Annotated in this window: 14 protein-coding genes; 8 read left to right on the top strand and 6 right to left on the bottom strand. The window is 73.0% G+C overall.

The features are described 5' to 3' along the window. Window positions 1-150: 150 nt before the first annotated feature. On the top strand, window positions 151-1,572 hold the full coding sequence (locus ACQP17_RS12815) for a S28 family serine protease (RefSeq protein WP_433856388.1): 1,422 nt from the start codon (window positions 151-153) through the stop codon (window positions 1,570-1,572). A gap of 105 nt (window positions 1,573-1,677) precedes the next feature. Here the strand turns inward: ACQP17_RS12815 and ACQP17_RS12810 are convergent, their stop codons facing one another. The 3 genes from ACQP17_RS12810 to ACQP17_RS12800 all read right to left on the bottom strand — a co-directional run bounded on the left by ACQP17_RS12810 (window position 1,678) and on the right by ACQP17_RS12800 (window position 5,822). After that, complete coding sequence (locus ACQP17_RS12810) at window positions 1,678-3,510, bottom strand: glycoside hydrolase family 3 protein (RefSeq protein WP_433856387.1); 1,833 nt, start codon at window positions 3,508-3,510, stop codon at window positions 1,678-1,680. 199 nt (window positions 3,511-3,709) lie between these two features. Further along, window positions 3,710-4,576, bottom strand: coding sequence for a sugar phosphate isomerase/epimerase family protein (locus ACQP17_RS12805; protein ID WP_433859898.1), 867 nt, complete (start codon window positions 4,574-4,576; stop codon window positions 3,710-3,712). 259 nt (window positions 4,577-4,835) lie between these two features. Beyond that, on the bottom strand, window positions 4,836-5,822 hold the full coding sequence (locus tag ACQP17_RS12800) for a bifunctional helix-turn-helix transcriptional regulator/GNAT family N-acetyltransferase (protein ID WP_433856386.1): 987 nt from the start codon (window positions 5,820-5,822) through the stop codon (window positions 4,836-4,838). Window positions 5,823-6,007: 185 nt separating this feature from the next. On the opposite strand from ACQP17_RS12800, the gene ACQP17_RS12795 reads away from it, so the two are divergent. The 5 genes from ACQP17_RS12795 to ACQP17_RS12775 all read left to right on the top strand — a co-directional run bounded on the left by ACQP17_RS12795 (window position 6,008) and on the right by ACQP17_RS12775 (window position 13,171). Continuing rightward, complete coding sequence (locus tag ACQP17_RS12795) at window positions 6,008-7,174, top strand: Gfo/Idh/MocA family protein (protein ID WP_433856385.1); 1,167 nt, start codon at window positions 6,008-6,010, stop codon at window positions 7,172-7,174. Then, complete coding sequence (locus tag ACQP17_RS12790) at window positions 7,171-8,316, top strand: dihydrodipicolinate synthase family protein (RefSeq protein WP_433856384.1); 1,146 nt, start codon at window positions 7,171-7,173, stop codon at window positions 8,314-8,316. The genes ACQP17_RS12795 and ACQP17_RS12790 overlap by 4 nt, the downstream gene beginning before the upstream one ends. Continuing rightward, window positions 8,313-9,170, top strand: a complete 858-nt coding sequence (locus ACQP17_RS12785; protein WP_433856383.1) for a sugar phosphate isomerase/epimerase family protein — start codon at window positions 8,313-8,315, stop codon at window positions 9,168-9,170. Before ACQP17_RS12790 ends, ACQP17_RS12785 begins: the two co-directional genes overlap by 4 nt. 247 nt (window positions 9,171-9,417) lie before the next feature. Then, entirely contained in the window at window positions 9,418-11,703 is a 2,286-nt protein-coding gene (gene recD2, locus ACQP17_RS12780; RefSeq protein ID WP_433856382.1) for an SF1B family DNA helicase RecD2, read from the top strand. Window positions 11,704-11,881: 178 nt separating this feature from the next. Continuing rightward, a complete protein-coding gene (locus tag ACQP17_RS12775) occupies window positions 11,882-13,171 on the top strand; it encodes a citrate synthase (RefSeq protein ID WP_229700012.1) in 1,290 nt (429 codons plus the stop codon). Window positions 13,172-13,835: 664 nt separating this feature from the next. On the opposite strand, the gene ACQP17_RS12770 is transcribed toward ACQP17_RS12775, so the two are convergent. Next, window positions 13,836-14,123: a heavy-metal-associated domain-containing protein gene (locus tag ACQP17_RS12770; RefSeq protein ID WP_433856381.1), complete on the bottom strand. Its 288-nt coding sequence runs from the start codon at window positions 14,121-14,123 to the stop codon at window positions 13,836-13,838. 250 nt (window positions 14,124-14,373) lie between these two features. Between ACQP17_RS12770 and ACQP17_RS12765 the strand changes: the two genes are divergently transcribed. After that, a complete protein-coding gene (locus ACQP17_RS12765) occupies window positions 14,374-15,027 on the top strand; it encodes a DedA family protein (protein ID WP_433856380.1) in 654 nt (217 codons plus the stop codon). A gap of 10 nt (window positions 15,028-15,037) precedes the next feature. On the opposite strand, the gene ACQP17_RS12760 is transcribed toward ACQP17_RS12765, so the two are convergent. Then, window positions 15,038-16,069 (bottom strand): Gfo/Idh/MocA family protein, encoded by a 1,032-nt coding sequence (locus ACQP17_RS12760; RefSeq protein WP_433856379.1) that lies wholly within the window; start codon window positions 16,067-16,069, stop codon window positions 15,038-15,040. Window positions 16,070-16,287: 218 nt separating this feature from the next. Between ACQP17_RS12760 and ACQP17_RS12755 the strand changes: the two genes are divergently transcribed. After that, window positions 16,288-17,382 carry a LacI family DNA-binding transcriptional regulator gene (locus ACQP17_RS12755; RefSeq protein ID WP_433856378.1) on the top strand — a complete coding sequence of 365 codons (1,095 nt, stop codon included), beginning with the start codon at window positions 16,288-16,290 and terminating at the stop codon, window positions 17,380-17,382. Between the two features lie 73 nt (window positions 17,383-17,455). On the opposite strand, the gene ACQP17_RS12750 is transcribed toward ACQP17_RS12755, so the two are convergent. Then, entirely contained in the window at window positions 17,456-17,650 is a 195-nt protein-coding gene (locus ACQP17_RS12750; RefSeq protein WP_189099287.1) for a helix-turn-helix transcriptional regulator, read from the bottom strand. Window positions 17,651-17,805: the final 155 nt, after the last annotated feature.

Genomic DNA, 17,805 nt, shown 5'->3' with positions numbered 1-17,805 from the left:
CTACTTCGGGCCCGCCCCCTCGCTCCCGGCCCCCGCGCCGCCCGACCCTGCGGCCATTCGGAAGATCCACCGGTTGGCGCCGAGGGCTGGTGGCACCCGCACCGCGCCGATAGGTTCAGCCCGACCTTTGCTATCCCAAGGGGAGGGTGCATGCGCAAGGCCACCAGATGGCTGCTGTCACTCGCCGTGCTCATAGGCACGGCGGGCGCCGGCAGCGTGTCGGCAGGAGCGGCCACCGCCGCCGAGCCGACGAAGACCGAGGACATCAAGGCCCGGATCCTGGCGATCCCGGGCATGAGCCTCATCGAAGAGAAGCCGGTCGACGGCTACCGCTACTTCGTCCTGAACTACACCCAGCCGATTGACCACCGGCATCCGTCGAAGGGGACGTTCCAGCAGCGACTGACCCTGCTGCACAAGTCGGTCGACCGCCCGACGGTGTTCTTCACCTCCGGCTACAACGTCAGCACCACGCCGTCCCGCAGCGAACCCACCAAGATCATCGACGGCAATCAAGTCTCCCTGGAGTACCGCTACTTCACCCCGTCGCGGCCCGCTCCCACGGACTGGAAGAAGCTGAACATCCGGCAGGCCGCCGATGACCAGCACCGCATCTTCCAGGCCCTGCACCGCATCTACCGCAAGAACTGGATCGACACCGGCGGCAGCAAGGGCGGCATGACCGCCACCTACTACCGCCGCTTCTTCCCGCACGACATGAACGGCACCGTCGCCTACGTCGCGCCCAACGACGTACGCAACGACGAGGACTCCGCCTACGACCGGTTCTTCAAGACCGTCGGGACCGCGCAGTGCCGCGCCGACCTCGCCGCCATCGAGCGTGAGGCCCTGGTGCGCCGCAAGGAGATGGTCGGCCGCTTCCAGACCTGGGCCGACAAGGAGAAGCAGACCTTCGAGACCGTCGGCGGTGCCGACCGGGCCTACGAGGTCATGGTCACGGACCTGGTCTTCGGCTTCTGGCAGTACCAGCCGGCCGAGACCGCCTGCGCCGAGGTCCCCAAGCCGTCCGTCTCCACCGACGGGCTGTGGGCGTGGATGGACAAGGTCGGCGGCTTCGACAGCTACACCGACCAGGGCATGGAGCCGTACACGCCGTACTACTACCAGGCAGGCACCCAGCTGGGTGAGCCCGGCTACGCCTACCCGAACCTCGCCGGCCTGCTGAAGTACCCCGGCATCAACAACTCGCGGTCGTTCGTGCCCAAGGACATCCCGATGCGCTTCGACAAGCGTGCGATGCCCGACGTCGACCACTGGGTGCGCCACCACGCGCACCGGATGATGTTCGTCAACGGGCAGTTCGACCCGTGGAGTTCGGAGCACTTCGAGCTGGGCAGGGGTGCCCGCGACTCGTACGTCTTCACCGTGCCCGGCGGCAACCACGGCTCGAACATCGCCAAGCTGGCGGACGCCGACCGCACCAAGGCCACCGCCGAGCTTCTCGACTGGGCCGGTGTCCAGGCCCCGGGCGGCACGGCCACGCCGCTGGCGCCGTACAACAAGCAGCTGGACAAGCAGGAGATCCGGCGGATGCCGCTGCTGCGCCCGTAGGACCGCGGGGCAGCCGGGCCGCGAGGCGCCGGCCACCGCCGGCGGACACGGCGTGCCCTCCCCGGGGACGGGAGGGCACGCCGCGTCCGTGCCCGCCGGCGTGCCTCAGTACGACAGGCCGTGCCCGATCCGGTAGAGCGCCGTGGTCGGGGCGTCGGCGCGCATTATCGCGACGGGCAGCCTGCCCGCCGGGTGCCGCCGCCCGGCGATCACCCGGGCCGCCGCCCGCAGCTCCACATCCGTCCAGGAGTAGCTCGCCAGCGCCGCCTTCACCCCGGGCAGCTGGGCGATGTCATACGGATTGCGGACCGCCAGCTGCACCACCGGCTTGCCCGTGGCCAGCAGCGCGGCGACCAGCTGCCGCTGCGAGGAGTCCGCGGTCACGTTGTAGGTGGCCACCACCACCGCGTCCCGGGCGGCGAGCGCCGCCACCGCCTCGTCGATCGTGCGGCGGTCCGGCGACAGGCCCGTGGACAGCGCGGTGGCGGTGAACCCCAACTCGGTGAACGCCCTGGCCAGGACCGCGGTGGGCGGGCCGCCGGTGCCGGTCGGCGAGGCCGCGTCGAAGCCCGCCACCAGCACCCGGCGCTCCCGCCGCCGGGACAGCGGCAGGATCCCGGCGTCGTTGCGCAGCAGGGTGGTGGTGCGGTCCGCGATCCGGTCCGCGGCGGCGAGATGGCTGCGGATGCCGACGACCCGGTCCACCGCCCGGTGGGTGGTGTAGGGGTGCGCGAAGAGCCCTCGCCGGTCCTTGAGCAGCAGGATGCGCATCAGCTTCGCGTCGATGTCCCGCTCGGCCAGCTCGCCGTCCGCGAGCGCCCGGAGCACGGCGGCACGGGCGAGCGACAGGTCCGGCGGGTTCAGCAGCTGGTCGACGCCCGCCTTGAGGGCGAGCACCGGCACCCGGGCGTCGCCGTACTTCACCCGTACGCCCTCCATGCCCAGGGAGTCGGTCACCACCACGCCGTCGTAGCCGAGGCGTTCGCGCAGGATGCCGGTGAGGATCGGCCGGGAGAGGGTGGCCGGGTCCTCGCTCCGGTCGAAGGCGGGCACGACGATGTGCGCCGTCATGATCGAGTCGATGCCGGCGGCGATCGCGGCCTTGAACGGCGGCGCGTCCAGGCGCTCCCACTCCTCGGCCGTGTGGTGGATGTACGGCAGTCCGACATGGCTGTCGGTGTCGGTGTCGCCGTGCCCGGGGAAGTGCTTGGCGCAGGACGCGATCCCGGCGCCCTGGTAGCCCTTCACCTCGGCGGCGACCATCCGGGCCACCGCTTGCGGGTCCGCCCCGAAGGACCGCACCCCGATGACGGGGTTGGCGGGGTTGACGTTGACATCGGCGTCCGGCGCGTAGTCCTGCCGGATGCCCATGGCGAGCAGCTCCTGGCCGGCGAGGGCGGCCGCCGTGCCGGCGTCCTCGCGGGAGCCGCCCGCGCCCAGCGCCATCGCCCCGGGGAACAGGGTGGCGGGCGCGCCGACGCGGGCCACTATGCCGTGTTCCTGGTCGGTGGAGATCAGCACCGGCACGGGCACGCGCTGGGCGGCGGCGGCCTTCTGGATGCCGTTGGAGAGGTCGGCGATCTGATGCGGCTCGCGGGTGTTGTGCGCCCAGCCGAAGTAGATGATGCCGCCGACGTGGTACTTGGCGATCAGCTCCGCGGCGTTGGCGACGCCGATCTCCTTCTGGTTCGCGGCGACATCGGCCGGGTCCGGGTCGGTGGCGGAGTGCCCGTAGACCCGCATGACGAAGAGCTGGCCGACCTTTTCCTCCGGAGTCATGCGGGAGATCAGGCGGCGCAGCCGGGCCCGGGTGGCGGGGGAGGGGGGACGGTGCCCGAGGGGGGCGGCCGCCGCGGTGTGCGCGGGGGCGGCGGCCCCCGTCGGCCACGCGGCGGCGGCCGCCGCCGCGGTGGTCAGGACGGTACGTCTGGAGTGCATCTGCGCTCCTTCCGGAGGGCTTCCTCGGCTCTGTGAAGGAAACTTCCAAGGAGACACGGATAGCCGGAAAACTATTGTCGGTCAATGACTCCTTCCGCGGTGGCGTCCAGGGATTGCGGGGCGGCCGGGGATGTGTGATGGGGCCTCAGAGGCGCGGGGGAGCGGAGGGGCCCGGGGTGCCCCCCTGCGGCCGGGCGGGTCAGGAGCCCGCGGCGGCCCCGGACAGCAGCCGCTGGAGGTGGGCGCGGCCCGGGGCCAGCAGGCCGGGGAGGTCCGCCGCCCGCGGGAACCAGCGCTTCTCGTACTCCCAGCAGAGCCAGCCGCCCGGCCCCTGCTCGAAGCCGCCCTCGGCGGCCGGCACCGGGCCGTGGGCGTCCTCGGGATCCCGGGTGAGGGTGTTCAGCACGGCCGCCAGCGGCAGGGCGCCGGCGCCGAGCGGGAGCGGGGTGCGGTCCTCGGCCGAGGCGACGTCCTTGACCTGCACATAGCCCAGATGCGGGGCGAGCGCGGCATGGGTGTCGACGGGCTCCTCACCGCCGAGCCAGCTGTGCAGCACGTCCCAGACCGCGCCGATCTGGCGGTGTCCCACGGGGCCCAGCACCCGCGCGGCGTCCGCGCCCGTGCGGTGGGAGTCATGGGTCTCCAGCAGGACCCGGACGCCCCGCTCGGCGGCGAGCGGGGCCACCGCGGCGAGCCGGCGGGCGGCGTCCGCGTCCGCCGCGTCCGCCGGGCGGTCCCCGCCGCCGGGGAAGACCCGGACGTAGGGCGCCCCCAGATCGGCCGCCAGCAACACCAGCTCGTTCAGCTCCTGCGCCAGTTCCTTCTCGCCCGCCGCGTCCCGGGCGGCGGCGACCCCGGCGTATCCGGCCACCGCCAGGATCTCGACGCCGGCATCGGCGAACCGGCCGCGCACCTCGGCGCGCTCCCGCGTCCCGAGCAGCGGATGTACCGGCTCCTCCGGATGGGCCCGCAGCTCCACCCCCTGATACCCGGCGGCGGCCGCCAGCCCGATCACCTCCGGCACCGGCATCCCCGGCACCCCGAGGGTCGAGAACGCGAAGCGCATCGCCGGGGTGGAGCCGTTCGTGCCGCCCGTGCCGCCCGTAGTGGTCGTACCGTTCGTGGCGCCCGTGTGGACCATGCCTGCGCTCCTCCTGGTTGCGGGTGTTCTCCCCGTCCTTCCCCGTGTTCCCCGGTCCGTGCCCGCTTTGGGCCGGGTGAGTCGTCCGCGGCGGCATCCGGCCCCGGACGGCGGGACGCCCGGGGCCTGGTGTCCGCGGCCCCGCCCCGCCCGTGGGTGCGCGGACACGCCCCTCGCCCTGTGGTCAGAGCGTCAGTCGCCAGTCCTGTCCGACCAGGTCCCGGCCGAAGCTGTGGTGCGCCGACTCGGCGACCAGCTCGAAGCCGGCGCGCAGATACAGGCCGCGGGCCGCGTCGAGCAGGGAGTTGGTCCACAGCGCCAGCTCGCCGTAGCCGGCCTCCCGGGCGAACTCCACGCAGGCGCCGACGAGTTGACGGCCCACGCCGTGCCCGCGGGCGCCGGGCTCCACCAGCAGCAGCCGCAGCCTGGCGACGCCCGGCCTGCCGTCCCGTACGCACATCACGGCGCCCGCCCGCTCCCCGCCCAGCTCCGCTATCCAGGTGCGGTCCCACCGCGGGTCGAAGGCCTCGGCGTACTCCGCCACGATCCGGGCCACCAGCGCCTCGTAGCCCAGATCGAAGCCGTACTCGGCCGCGTAGACGGCGGCGTTGCGCTCCACCATCCAGCCCAGGTCCCCGGGGTAGGGGCGGCGCAGCACGGCCTCGGGTGGACGGGCTCCCGGCGGCTCCTGCGGGTCCGTGCCGAGCAGGGCGTGGATGGTTCGCATCGAGTCCACCAGACGGGCCCGGTCCGCCGTGTCCAGATCCGTCAGCAGCGCGCCCGCGGCCTCCTGGGAGCGCTCCTCCAGCAGCCCGGCGGCCTCCCAGCCGGCGGGCGTCAGCATGATGCACTGCCTGCGGGGATCCCGCTCGGAGCGGCCGCGGGAGATCAGCTTCCGGTCCTCGAACTTGCCGAGCAGCCTGCTGAGATAGCCCGCGTCCAGCGACAGCGACACCCGCAGGTCCGCGGCGTCCACCTGCTGGTGGTGGGCGACCTCGTAGATGATCCGCGCCTCGGTGAGGGTGAACGGGGTGTACAGCTGGCGCCCGTAGTCGAAGGCGCCGATCAGGTTGACGTAGAAGCGGTTGAACCGGCGCAGCTCGCGGACGTCGGCCGCGGGGTCGGGCGCGGTGTCGCCCGGCGGTCCGGGGTGCCCGGCGGATGCGGTCATCGTCGACCCCCTCAACGTTGACTGAGTCAAGGGTAAGTCCCCGACGTCGATCTGCACACCCCCGCAGCGCTCCGGCATGCCCCCGCCCGCCCCCGCGATCCCGCCCCGCATGCTGGCGCCCCGGCGCGGGGAGGCGCTTACTGGTCCGGGGACGCCTGCCTGCGGCGAGCGAGAGGGGCCCGACCGTGACACCCACGACCGTACGCATCGCCATGAACGGCGTGACCGGGCGCATGGGATACCGCCAGCACCTGGTGCGCTCCCTCCTGGCCCTGCGCGACCAGGGCGGCCTCGCACTGCCGGACGGGACGGTGATCCTCCCGGAGCCGGTCCTGGTCGGCCGCTCCGCGCCCAAGCTCCGGGCGCTGGCCACCCGCCACGACCTGCCCCACTGGAGCTGCGACCTCGACGCCGTACTGGGCGACGACGGCATCGACGTCTACTTCGACGCCCAGACCACCGCCGCCCGCGAGGAAGCGGTCAGGAAGGCGATCGCCGCCGGCAAGCACCTGTACGTCGAGAAGCCCACCGCGAGCAGCCTCACCGGCGCCCTCGCACTGGCCCGGCTGGCCCGGGAGGCCGGCGTCAAGAACGGCGTCGTCCAGGACAAGCTCTTCCTGCCCGGCCTGCGCAAGCTCCGCCGCCTCGTCGAGGGCGGATTCTTCGGCCGCATCCTGTCCGTGCGCGGCGAGTTCGGCTACTGGGTCTTCGAAGGCGACTGGCAGCCGGCCCAGCGCCCCTCCTGGAACTACCGCGCCGAGGACGGCGGCGGCATCGCGGCCGACATGTTCCCGCACTGGGAGTACGTCCTGCACGAGCTGTTCGGACCGGTCCGCAGCGTCCAGGCGCACGTCACCACCCACATCCCGCGCCGCTGGGACGAGTCGGGCACCCCGTACGAGGCCACCGCCGACGACGCCGCCTACGGCATCTTCGAACTGGCCGGCGGCATCGTCGCGCAGATCAACTCCTCCTGGGCGGTGCGGGTGCACCGCGACGAACTGGTGGAGTTCCAGGTGGACGGCACCGAGGGGTCGGCCGTCGCCGGGCTGCGCCACTGCCGGGTGCAGCACCGCGCCGGCACCCCGCGGCCGGTCTGGAACCCCGACCTGCCGGCCTCCGGGACGTTCCGCGACCAGTGGCAGGAGGTCCCCGACAACGACAGCTTCGACAACGCCTTCAAGACGCAGTGGGAGCTGTTCCTGCGGCACGTCGTCCGCGACGAACCCTGGCGCTGGGACCTGGCGGCCGGCGCCCGCGGCGTCCAGCTCGCCACGCTCGCGCTGCGCTCCTCGGCACAGGGACGCCGCCTGCCGGTACCGGACCTGACCGCGCCGGAGGCCACCCCGTGAACACCCCGCGGAATCCCGCCTCCTCCGGGCCGGGCGCCGTACCCGGTGCCGCACACCCGCCACGCTCCCGTACGGTCTTCGCCGCCGCCCACGTGGTGGCCGACCCGGACGCCGACACCACCCCGGACGGCCCGGCCGCCCTCGACTGGGACGCCACCCTCGCCTTCCGCCACCACCTGTGGTCCCAGGGCCTGGGCGTGGCCGAGGCGATGGACACCGCCCAGCGCGGCACGGGCCTGGACTGGACCGCCGCCGCCGAACTGATCCGCCGCACCGGCGCCGAGGCCCGGGCGGCCGGCGCACTCCTGGCGTGCGGCGCCGGAACCGACCAACTGCCCGCCCACGGAGCGTCCCTGGACCGGGTGCGGGCCGCCTACGAGGAACAGCTCGCCGTCGTCGAGGACGCCGGCGCCCGTCCCGTCCTGATGGCGTCCCGGCAGCTCGCCGCGGCCGCCACCGGCCCCGACGACTACCAGGAGCTCTACGGCCACCTCCTGCGCCAGTCGGCCCGGCCCGCGATCCTGCACTGGCTCGGCCCCGTCTTCGACCCGGCGCTGACCGGCTACTGGGGCCACACCGACCTCGACGCGGCCGCCGCGACGCTCCTGCGGATCGTCGCCGACCACCCGGACCGCGTCGACGGCGTGAAGGTCTCCCTCCTGGACGCCGGCCGGGAAGTACGGCTGCGCCGCATGCTGCCCCCGGGCGTGCGCTGCTACACCGGCGACGACTTCCACTACCCCGAGCTGATCGCGGGCGACGCACACGGCCACAGCGACGCCCTGCTGGGCATCTTCGACCCGCTCGCCCGGCGCGCCGCCGACGCCCTGCGCCACCTCGACGCCCCGGGCCCCGCGGGAGCGGCCGCGTTCCGGGCCGCCCTGGACCCGACCGTCGCGCTCGCCCGGCACCTCTTCGGGGAACCCACCCGCCACTACAAGACCGGCATCGTCCTGCTCGCCTGGCTGGCGGGCCACCAGTCGCACTTCACCATGGTCGGCGGGCTCCAGTCGGCCCGCTCGCTGCCGCACCTGCGGCGCGCCCACCAACTCGCCGACGCGCTGGGCCTGTTCCCGGACCCGGAACGCGCCGCCGCCCGGATGCGGGCCTTGCTCGCCGTCCACGGGGGGCAGGACGCATGAGCGACACCCCCGCCGCGCTCCTGGACCGGCTCAGCCTCAACCAGCAGACCGTCCGGCAGTGGTCGCTGCCCGAACTGGCCGACGGCTGCGCCCGGGCCGGCGTACGGGGCGTGGGCCTGTGGCGGGAGCCCGTCCGGGAGTACGGGCCGGCGGCCGCCGCCCGGCTCGTACGGGACGCCGGGCTGCGCGTCACCAGCCTGTGCCGGGGCGGATTCCTCACGGCGCCGGACCCGGCCGCGCGGGCCGCCGCCCTGGACGACAACCGTGCGGCCGTCGACGAGGCCGCCGTCCTCGGGACGGACACCCTCGTACTGGTCTCCGGCGGGCTGCCGGCCGGCAGCCGGGACCTGGCCGGCGCCCGGGAGCGGATCGCGGACGCCCTGGGCGAGTTGGGGCCGTACGCGGCGCAGCGCGGCGTACGCCTGGCGCTCGAACCGCTGCACCCGATGTACGCGGCGGACCGGTGCGTGGTCTCGACCCTCACCCAGGCACTCGACCTCGCCGAACGCTTCCCCGCCGACCGGGTGGGGGTGGTCATCGACACCTACCACCTGTGGTGGGACGACACGGTCGGCGCGCAGATCGACCGCGCGGGCACCACCGGCGGCGCGGCGTCGCGGATCGCCGCCTTCCAGCTCGCCGACTGGGTCACCCCGCTGCCGGCCGGTGTCCTGCTGGGGCGGGGGCAGCTCGGGGACGGCGTGGTGGACCTGCGGTGGTTCCGGCGCCGGGTGGAGGCGGCCGGCTACCGCGGCCCGGTCGAGGTGGAGATCTTCCAGCCGGCGCTGTGGGCCCGGGACGGCGCGGAGGTGCTGGCGGAGATCGTCGACCGCTTCCGCCGCCACGTCGGATGAGCCGCCCACCCCGGGCGGGAGGGAAATAACCCCGCCACGCCGCACAACCGTTGACCGTTCACAGAAGTCAAAGCTGACGCCGGTTCCGAAAGGGGAGGGATCCGGGGGGATCCGGGACCGGCGTGGAGGGGGAATCGAGGGGCCCGACCATCGGACGGGCCCCTCGATGGAAAGCCCGGCAGCTCGATGGAGAGCCCGGCAGCCCGGCCGGCGGCGCACTGTCGGACCCCGGCGGTACCGTCGGTCCATGGTCAACGCAGCCGTCGTCGAAGGGGTCCTGGAGCGGATCACCTACGCCAACGAGGAGAGCGGCTACACCGTCGCGCGGGTCGACACCGGCCGCGGCGCGGGCGACCTGCTGACCGTCGTCGGCGCGCTGCTGGGCGCGCAGCCGGGCGAGTCGCTGCGGATGGAGGGCCGCTGGGGCTCCCACCCCCAGTACGGCAAGCAGTTCACGGTCGAGAACTACACCACCGTCCTGCCCGCCACGATCCAGGGCATCCGCCGCTATCTGGGCTCCGGCCTGATCAAGGGCATCGGCCCGCGCCTCGCGGACCGCATCGTCGAGCACTTCGGCACCGACACCCTCGACGTCATCGAGACCGAGCCCGCGCGCCTGGTCGAGGTGCCCGGCCTCGGCCCCAAGCGGACGAAGCTGATCGGCGCGGCGTGGGAGGAACAGAAGGCCATCAAGGAGGTCATGATCTTCCTCCAGGGCGTCGGGGTGTCCACCTCCATCGCCGTGCGCATCTACAAGAAGTACGGTGACGCCTCGATCTCCGTCGTCCGGGGCGAGCCCTACCGCCTGGCCGCCGACGTCTGGGGCATCGGCTTCCTGACCGCCGACCGCATCGCGCAGTCCGTGGGCATCCCGCACGACAGCCCCGACCGCGTCAAGGCGGGCCTGCAGTACGCGCTGTCGCAGTCCACCGACCAGGGCCACTGCTTCCTGCCCGAGGAACAACTGATCGCCGACGCGGTGAAGTTGCTCGGCGTGGACACCGGCCTGGTCATCGACTGCCTGGGCGAACTGGCTGCGGACCCCGAGGGCGTGGTCCGCGAGAAGGTACCCGGAAGCGCGGACGGCGCGCCGGTCACCGCCGTCTACCTGGTGCCCTTCCACCGCGCCGAGACCTCCCTGGCCGGCCGGCTGACCCGGCTGCTGCGCACCGACGAGGACCGGATGCCGGCGTTCCGTGACGTGGTCTGGGACAAGGCGCTGGCCTGGCTGGCGCGGCGCACGGGCGCCGAGCTGGCGCCCGAGCAGCAGCAGGCGGTGCGCCTCGCGCTGACCGAGAAGGTCGCGGTGCTCACCGGCGGCCCCGGCTGCGGCAAGTCCTTCACGGTCCGCTCCGTCGTCGAACTGGCCCGCGCCAAGAAGGCCAAGGTGGTGCTGGCGGCGCCCACCGGCCGCGCCGCCAAGCGGCTCGCGGAGCTGACCGGGGCGGAGGCCTCCACGGTCCACCGCCTCCTGGAGCTGAAGCCCGGCGGGGACGCCGCCTATGACGCGGACCGCCCGCTGGACGCCGATCTGGTGGTCGTCGACGAGGCTTCCATGCTGGACCTGCTGCTCGCCAACAAGCTCGTCAAGGCGGTGCCGCCGGGCGCCCATCTGCTGCTGGTGGGCGATGTCGACCAGCTGCCGTCGGTGGGCGCCGGCGAGGTGCTGCGCGATCTGCTCGCCGGGGCGGGGGCCGCGCGCGGGGCGTCCGGCCCGGCGGACTCCGGGGGAGCGCCGGACGGGGGCGGGGGCCGGGTGACGGGCGGACCGGTGCCGGCCGTGCGGCTGACCAGGATCTTCCGCCAGGCCCAGCAGTCCGGGGTGGTCACCAACGCCCACCGCATCAACTCCGGCGTGCCGCCCCTGACGCACGGCCTGGCCGACTTCTTCCTGTTCGCCGAGGAGGACGCCGAGGAGGCCGGCCGGCTGACCGTGGACGTCGTGGCCCGCCGGATCCCGGCGAAGTTCGGCCTCGACCCGCGCCGCGACGTCCAGGTGCTCACCCCGATGCACCGTGGCCCCGCCGGTGCCGGCGCCCTGAACGGCCTGCTCCAGCAGGCCGTCACCCCCGGCCGCCCGGATCTTCCCGAGCGCCGCTTCGGCGGCCGGGTGTTCCGCGTCGGCGACAAGGTCACCCAGGTCAGGAACAACTACGAAAAGGGCCGCAACGGCGTCTTCAACGGCACGGTCGGCGTGGTCACCGCCCTGGACGCGGACGAGCAGCGGCTGACCGTCCGCACCGACGAGGACGAGGAGGTGCCCTACGACTTCGACGAACTCGACGAACTCGCCCACGCCTATGCCGTGACGATCCATCGTTCGCAGGGTAGTGAATATCCAGCGGTGGTGATTCCGGTCACCACCAGTGCCTGGATGATGCTGCAGCGCAATCTGCTGTATACCGCCGTGACCCGGGCAAAGCGCCTCGTGGTGCTGGTCGGCTCCCGAAAGGCCCTCGGACAGGCCGTCCGCACCGTATCCGCCGGTCGGCGGTGCACGGCGCTCGATCACCGGCTCGCCGGTGCGATGTGAGGGCTCCTCCCTCTTTCCCATACGGGGCGAAGGGGGGCAGGATGGGCACTCAGGCGGCACTGAGTGCCGCTTCCAGGCCCTATGGCCGACCCCGAGTGCACATCCACGTCTCAAATGGGGGAAGGTATAGGCAGTCAGGGCACCTCGAAGAAGAGGCACAACGTCGGTGAGGGATGACGTGAGCGACAACTCTGTAGTACTGCGTTACGGGGACGGCGAATACAGCTACCCGGTCGTCGACAGCACCGTTGGCGACAAGGGCTTCGATGTCTCGAAGCTGCGCGCCCAGACCGGTCTGGTGACCCTGGATTCCGGTTACGGCAACACCGCGGCGTATAAATCCGCGATCACCTATCTCGACGGTGAGAACGGGATTCTCCGATACCGCGGCTACCCGATCGAGCAGCTCGCAGAGCGCAGCACGTTCGTCGAGACCGCGTACCTCCTCATCAACGGCGAGCTGCCCACCGTCGATGAGCTGGCGAACTTCAAGCAGGACATCACCTACCACACCCTGCTGCACGAGGACGTCAAGCGCTTCTACGACGGCTTCCCCCGGGACGCCCACCCGATGGCGATGCTGTCCTCCGTCGTCAGCGCGCTGTCGACGTTCTACCAGGACAGCCACAACCCGTTCGACGAGCAGCAGCGCCACATCTCCACGATCCGGCTGCTGGCCAAGCTCCCGACGATCGCGGCCTACGCGTTCAAGAAGTCGGTCGGCCACCCGGTCGTCTACCCGAGCAACGACCTCGGGTACGTCGAGAACTTCCTGCGCATGACCTTCTCGGTGCCCGCCGCGGACTACGACCTCGACCCCGTCGTGGTCAGCGCCCTCGACAAGCTGCTGATCCTGCACGCCGACCACGAGCAGAACTGCTCCACCTCCACCGTGCGGCTGGTCGGCTCCTCGCAGGCGAACCTCTTCGCCTCGATCTCGGCCGGCATCAACGCCCTGTGGGGCCCCCTGCACGGCGGTGCCAACCAGTCGGTGCTGGAGATGCTGGAAGGCATCCAGCGCGACGGCGGCGACGTCGACTCCTTCATCCGCAAGGTGAAGAACAAGGAAGACGGCGTGAAGCTCATGGGCTTCGGGCACCGCGTCTACAAGAACTTCGACCCCCGCGCGAAGATCATCAAGGCGGCGGCGCACGACGTCCTGTCCGCGCTCGGCAAGTCCGACGAGCTGCTGGACATCGCCCTCAAGCTGGAGGAGCACGCGCTGTCCGACGACTACTTCGTCGAGCGCAAGCTCTACCCGAACGTCGACTTCTACACCGGCCTGATCTACCGGGCCATGGGCTTCCCGACCGAGATGTTCACCGTGCTCTTCGCGCTCGGCCGGCTGCCCGGCTGGATCGCCCAGTGGCACGAGATGATCAAGGAGCCCGGCTCCCGCATCGGCCGCCCGCGGCAGATCTACACCGGTGTCGTCGAGCGCGACTTCGTGCCGGTCGAGGAGCGCTGACGGCCGCCCGGCGCCGCCGGGCCGCCGCGGTCTGAGAAAGAAGAAGCGCCCCGCCTCCGGATCCCCCCACGGGTCCAGAGCGCGGGGCGCTTCCCTTGTCCCGGTTGGATTCCCCCCACGGGATCCGTCCGGGCGTTCGGGTAGCACCGCGATCTGCCGGGACGCGCACATTCGGGAGGGCCGCTCAAAGCTCCCCGGGCGCGTCGCCCCGGCCACGCGTAGCCGGGCGCGATCCCCCAAGATCTGCACGGCTGGTGCAGTGCAAGCCCCGCCGGGGTGCCTGCACTGCCCGGTTAGACTCACGACCCCCCTCAATGGTTACGTTCCCATGAGTGTGATCTGGGTCTCTTGCCATATGCGGGCGAATGCGGTCAAGAGCCCCGATCTGGAGATCGGGGCCGTGGGGTATGGGTGTTGTGTCAGTTGTAAGGGCCAGGTGAAATTTCCCGGCCGCAGGCCGCCGACCACCACGAAGACCCGTCCGGGACCGCTTCCGCGCCCGCGAACGCCGCGCGAGACGTTCCGTCCGAGGTGTCGGGCGCCCGGGCGTTTTCCCGGCCGCACGCTTTTGTGCTCCGCCTTGACAGTCGTGGTGCGCGGGGCGCGGATCCGCCCGCCCGTGGCGAGCCGGTCCGCGCCCCGCGCGAGGGAGCGGCGCCCGGAGTCAGCCCGCCTGCCCCACCAGCTCGTACCCCGCCTCGTCGACGGCCGCGCGCACGACCTCCTCGTCCAGGGGTGCCTTGGAGGTGACGGTCACCAGGCCGCTGGCGGCGACCGCCTGCACCGCGCTGACCCCGGCCAGCTCGCCCAGCTCGGACGAGACGGCGCCCTCACAGTGCCCGCAGGTCATGCCGGTGACCTTGTACGTGGTGGTCACCTCGCCGGACCGGCCGTCGGTGCCGCCGGCGTGGCCGGCGCCGTCCGGGGTCTGGCAGGAGCTGTTGTCGGTCATGGGGGACTCTCCTTGTGGTGCCGATGAAGTGCGGGTGGTGCCAGCTACCGGAGCGCTGCATGGTGCGCGAGCGGCCCATGTGACTGCCGGTACCCTCCAACCCTCAGCACCTTATACCCCTAGGGGGTATCAATTCCAGCCTTCGTCCCGCACGCCGCCCCGCACGCCGTTCCGCACCGCGTTGCCGCGCGCCCCACCACGCGTCAGCCTGGGAGGTACGGACTCGGGGCGGATCCGAGGAGGCGGCCGGATGGACGTACTCGCCCTGTACGGCCTGCTGGTGCTCACCACCCTGCCGCCACTGGTCCCCAACTCCGCCCTGCTCGTCACCGCCGGCGTGCTCGCCTCCCGCGGCCAGGCGTTCCTGCCCCTCGTCCTCGTCGTCGTCGCGGGCAGCGCACTCCTCGGCGACCTGCTGATGTACCTGGGCGCCCGGCGCTTCGGCGGCCCCGTCCGCTCCTGGATGCGCCGCAACCCCCGCCGCCGCGCCCTGCTGGACTGGACCTCCGGCCGGATCCAGCGCTACGGCCTGCCCTTCGTGATCGTCGTACGGTTCCTGCCCAGCGGCCGGATCGCCGGCGCCCTGGCCTCCGGGGTGCTGCGCTACCCGCTGCGCAAATACGCCCTCGGCGCCGGCATCGCCGAAGCGAGCTGGGCGACCTACTCCGTCGGCCTCGGCTACCTCGGCAGCGCCGCCGCCGGCCGCCCCCTCTACGCCGCCGGCATCGGCTTCGGCGTCTCCTGCGCCGTCGCCGCCGTGGGCGCCGCGATCCAGTGGGCCGCCCGCCGCCGCACCCTGCGCACCCCGCCGCAGGAGAGCGGCGAGAGCGAGGGCGGCGGGACCCGCAAGAGCGACGGGGAGGAGCGCGGCGGCGGCCGGGCGTCCACCGCGCCCGCGCACTGACGCCTCCCCCTCAGCCGCCCGACGACGCCCCGCCCGCACCCGCCCGGACCTCCGCCACGGCCACCGGCGTCCCCGTACGCCGCGAGCGCTCGCACGCCTCCGCCACATACAGCGCCTCCAGCGCCTCCGCCGGCGCACAGGGGCTCGGCGCCCGGCCCGCGGCGACCTCGGTGAAGGCGCCCAGCTCGGCGACGTAGGCGTCATGGAAGCGCTCCATGAACGTGGCGTACGGCTCGGCCGCCCGGTGCCACGACAGCGACGCCTCGGCGGACGGCAGCGGTGCCCGGTCGTCCAGGCCCACGACGCGGGTGCCCTCGGACCCGCAGACCTCCAGCCGGACGTCGTGGCCCGCGCCGTTGTAGCGGGTCGCGGTGACCGTGGCCAGCGTGTCGTCGTCGAAGCGCAGCAGCGCCGCGCAGGTGTCGACATCGTCGCCGTCGGCGAAGAAGGACGCACCGCGGTTCGCGCCCTGGGCGCAGACCGAGACCACCTCCCGGCCGGTGAGCCAGCGCAGGATGTCGAAGTCATGGATGCTGCAGTCCCGGAACAGCCCCCCGGAGGTGGGGATGTACGCGGCCGGCGGCGGGGTGCGGTCACTGGTGCAGGCGCGCAGGGTGTGCAGCCAGCCCAGTTCGCCGGAGCGCAGCGCCGCGCGGGCGGCCCGGTAGCCCGCGTCGAAGCGGCGCTGGAAGCCGATCTGCACCGGCACCCCGCAGGCACGCGCCCGCTCCACCACGCCGACCGTGCCCGGCACGTCCGGCGCCACCGGCTTCTCGCAGAACACCGGCACCCCGGCGTCCAGGGCCTGATGGATCAGCGGGGCGTGGGCGCCGGTCGCGGCGGTGATCACCACACCGTCCAGGCCGTCGGCGTACATCTCCTCGATGCCGGGCGCGGCACGGACGCCGAGGGTGTCCGCCAGCGACGCGGCGCGCGCGGTGTCCACATCCGCGACCACGAGGCCGGTCACGCCCGGCACGCCGCGGAGGGTCTGGGCGTGGAAGGCGCCGATGCGCCCGGTACCGATCAGGCCGATCTTCATGCCGCGGATCCTTTCCGGGGAGGGAGGGAGGGAGGGAGGGAGGGAGGTGCGGGGGCAGGTGGGGAGGGGTGCCTCGCACCGGTCCCACGAATTGGAACGGTCCAACGCTCCCCTTTCCCGGCACCCTGCATGTCCTGATGTCCGCATGTCAACCATTCCGCAGGGACTTTCCGACGCCGCATTGACGCCCTTCCGGACCGGTGGAAGGATTTCCGTCCATGGAACGGTCCAATGCGCGCGCCGAGGCGCCGTCCGGCGAACGGTCCGGCACCCGGCCCGCCGCGGACCGGCCCCCGACGATCCGCGGCGTCGCCGCACGCGCGGGCGTCTCCAAATCACTCGTCTCGCTCGTGCTCCAGGGTTCACCGCGCGTCAGCGACGCCAAACGGCAGGCCGTGCAGGCCGCCATCGACGAACTCGGCTACCGCCCCAACGCCGCGGCCCGCAGCCTCGTCGCACGCCGCACCCGGACCGTCGGCGTCCTGCTCAACGACATGCGCAACCCCTGGTTCGTCGAGGTGCTCGACGGCCTCAACTCCCTGCTCCAGGCCCACGACCTGCGGATGCTGATGGCCGACGGACGGCTGGACCGCCGCGCCGGCCACGACGTCGCCCGCACCTTCCAGGAACTACGGGTCGACGGCCTCGTCGTCGTCGGCACCCTCCCCGACACCACGGGCCTCGCCGAGGCCGCCGAGCGGGTGCCGACCGTCATCGCCGGCAACCACGAACCCCGCCTGCCGCACACCGACCTCGTCGCCAACGACGACGAGCACGGCGCCCGGCTCGCCACCGAACACCTCATCGGCCTCGGCCACCGCCGGATCGCCCACCTCGCCGGACAGGGACCGGTCGGCGAGCGGCGCCGGCGCGGCTTCGAGGCCGCCGTGCGCTCCCACGGCCTGACGGCGGACGCCGTCGTGGAGAGCGGCGACGGCACCGAGGAGGGCGGCTACCGTGCCGCCGTCCGCCTGCTCGGCCCCCCGCGCACCACCGGCCGCACCCGCGCCGAACGCCCCACCGCCGTCTTCGCGTTCAACGACATCTCCTGCGTCGGCGCGCTGTCCGCCGCCCAGGAACTCGGCCTGGACGTGCCCGCCGACCTCTCCCTCGTCGGCTACGACAACACCTACCTCGCCCGCATCCGCCACCTCTGGCTGAACTCCGTGAACAACGCCAGCCACGAGGTCGGCCGGCGCGCGGCACGCTGCCTCCTGGACCGCATGGCCCGCCCGCGCGCCCCGGCACAGCACCAACTCGTCGCTCCGGCACTGGAGATCAGAGGCTCGACGGCACCGCCCGTCGCCACCTGAAGCCCCCGCGCGACCCGTTCCCGGGGCGCCGGCCGGGCGGCGCCCGACGTCAGCCGTACCGGTCCGGTGGCGCTCAGCGCCGGCCGCGCTGGCCCGGCCGCCGCGCCACCCACGCTCTGACGGTATCGGCGAACCAGAACGGTTTTCCGCCCTCCACCAGATCCGGTTCGGGCAGCAGCCCGTGCTTGCGGTACGAGCGCACGGTGTCCGGCTGCACCTGGATGTGCGCGGCGATCTCCTTGTACGACCAGAGCTTGCGGTCGGTCATCTCTGCCACCTCCTGAGCGCCGTACGCAGGCTCGGCCCGGGGGAGCCGGCAGGGGCCGCGACGGCCTGGTGATCACTCACCCTGTGCCTGGACAACGACACGGAGTAACCGCCGGGGAGGGGCTGTTGAACGGCTGTGACGGAAGCCGCGCGCAA

Source organism: Streptomyces kronopolitis (assembly GCF_050953795.1).
Classification (GTDB): Bacteria; Actinomycetota; Actinomycetes; order Streptomycetales; family Streptomycetaceae; genus Streptomyces; species Streptomyces kronopolitis_A.
Note: the sequence above shows the minus strand (reverse complement) of the source record. Positions and strands in the feature narration are given on the sequence as shown.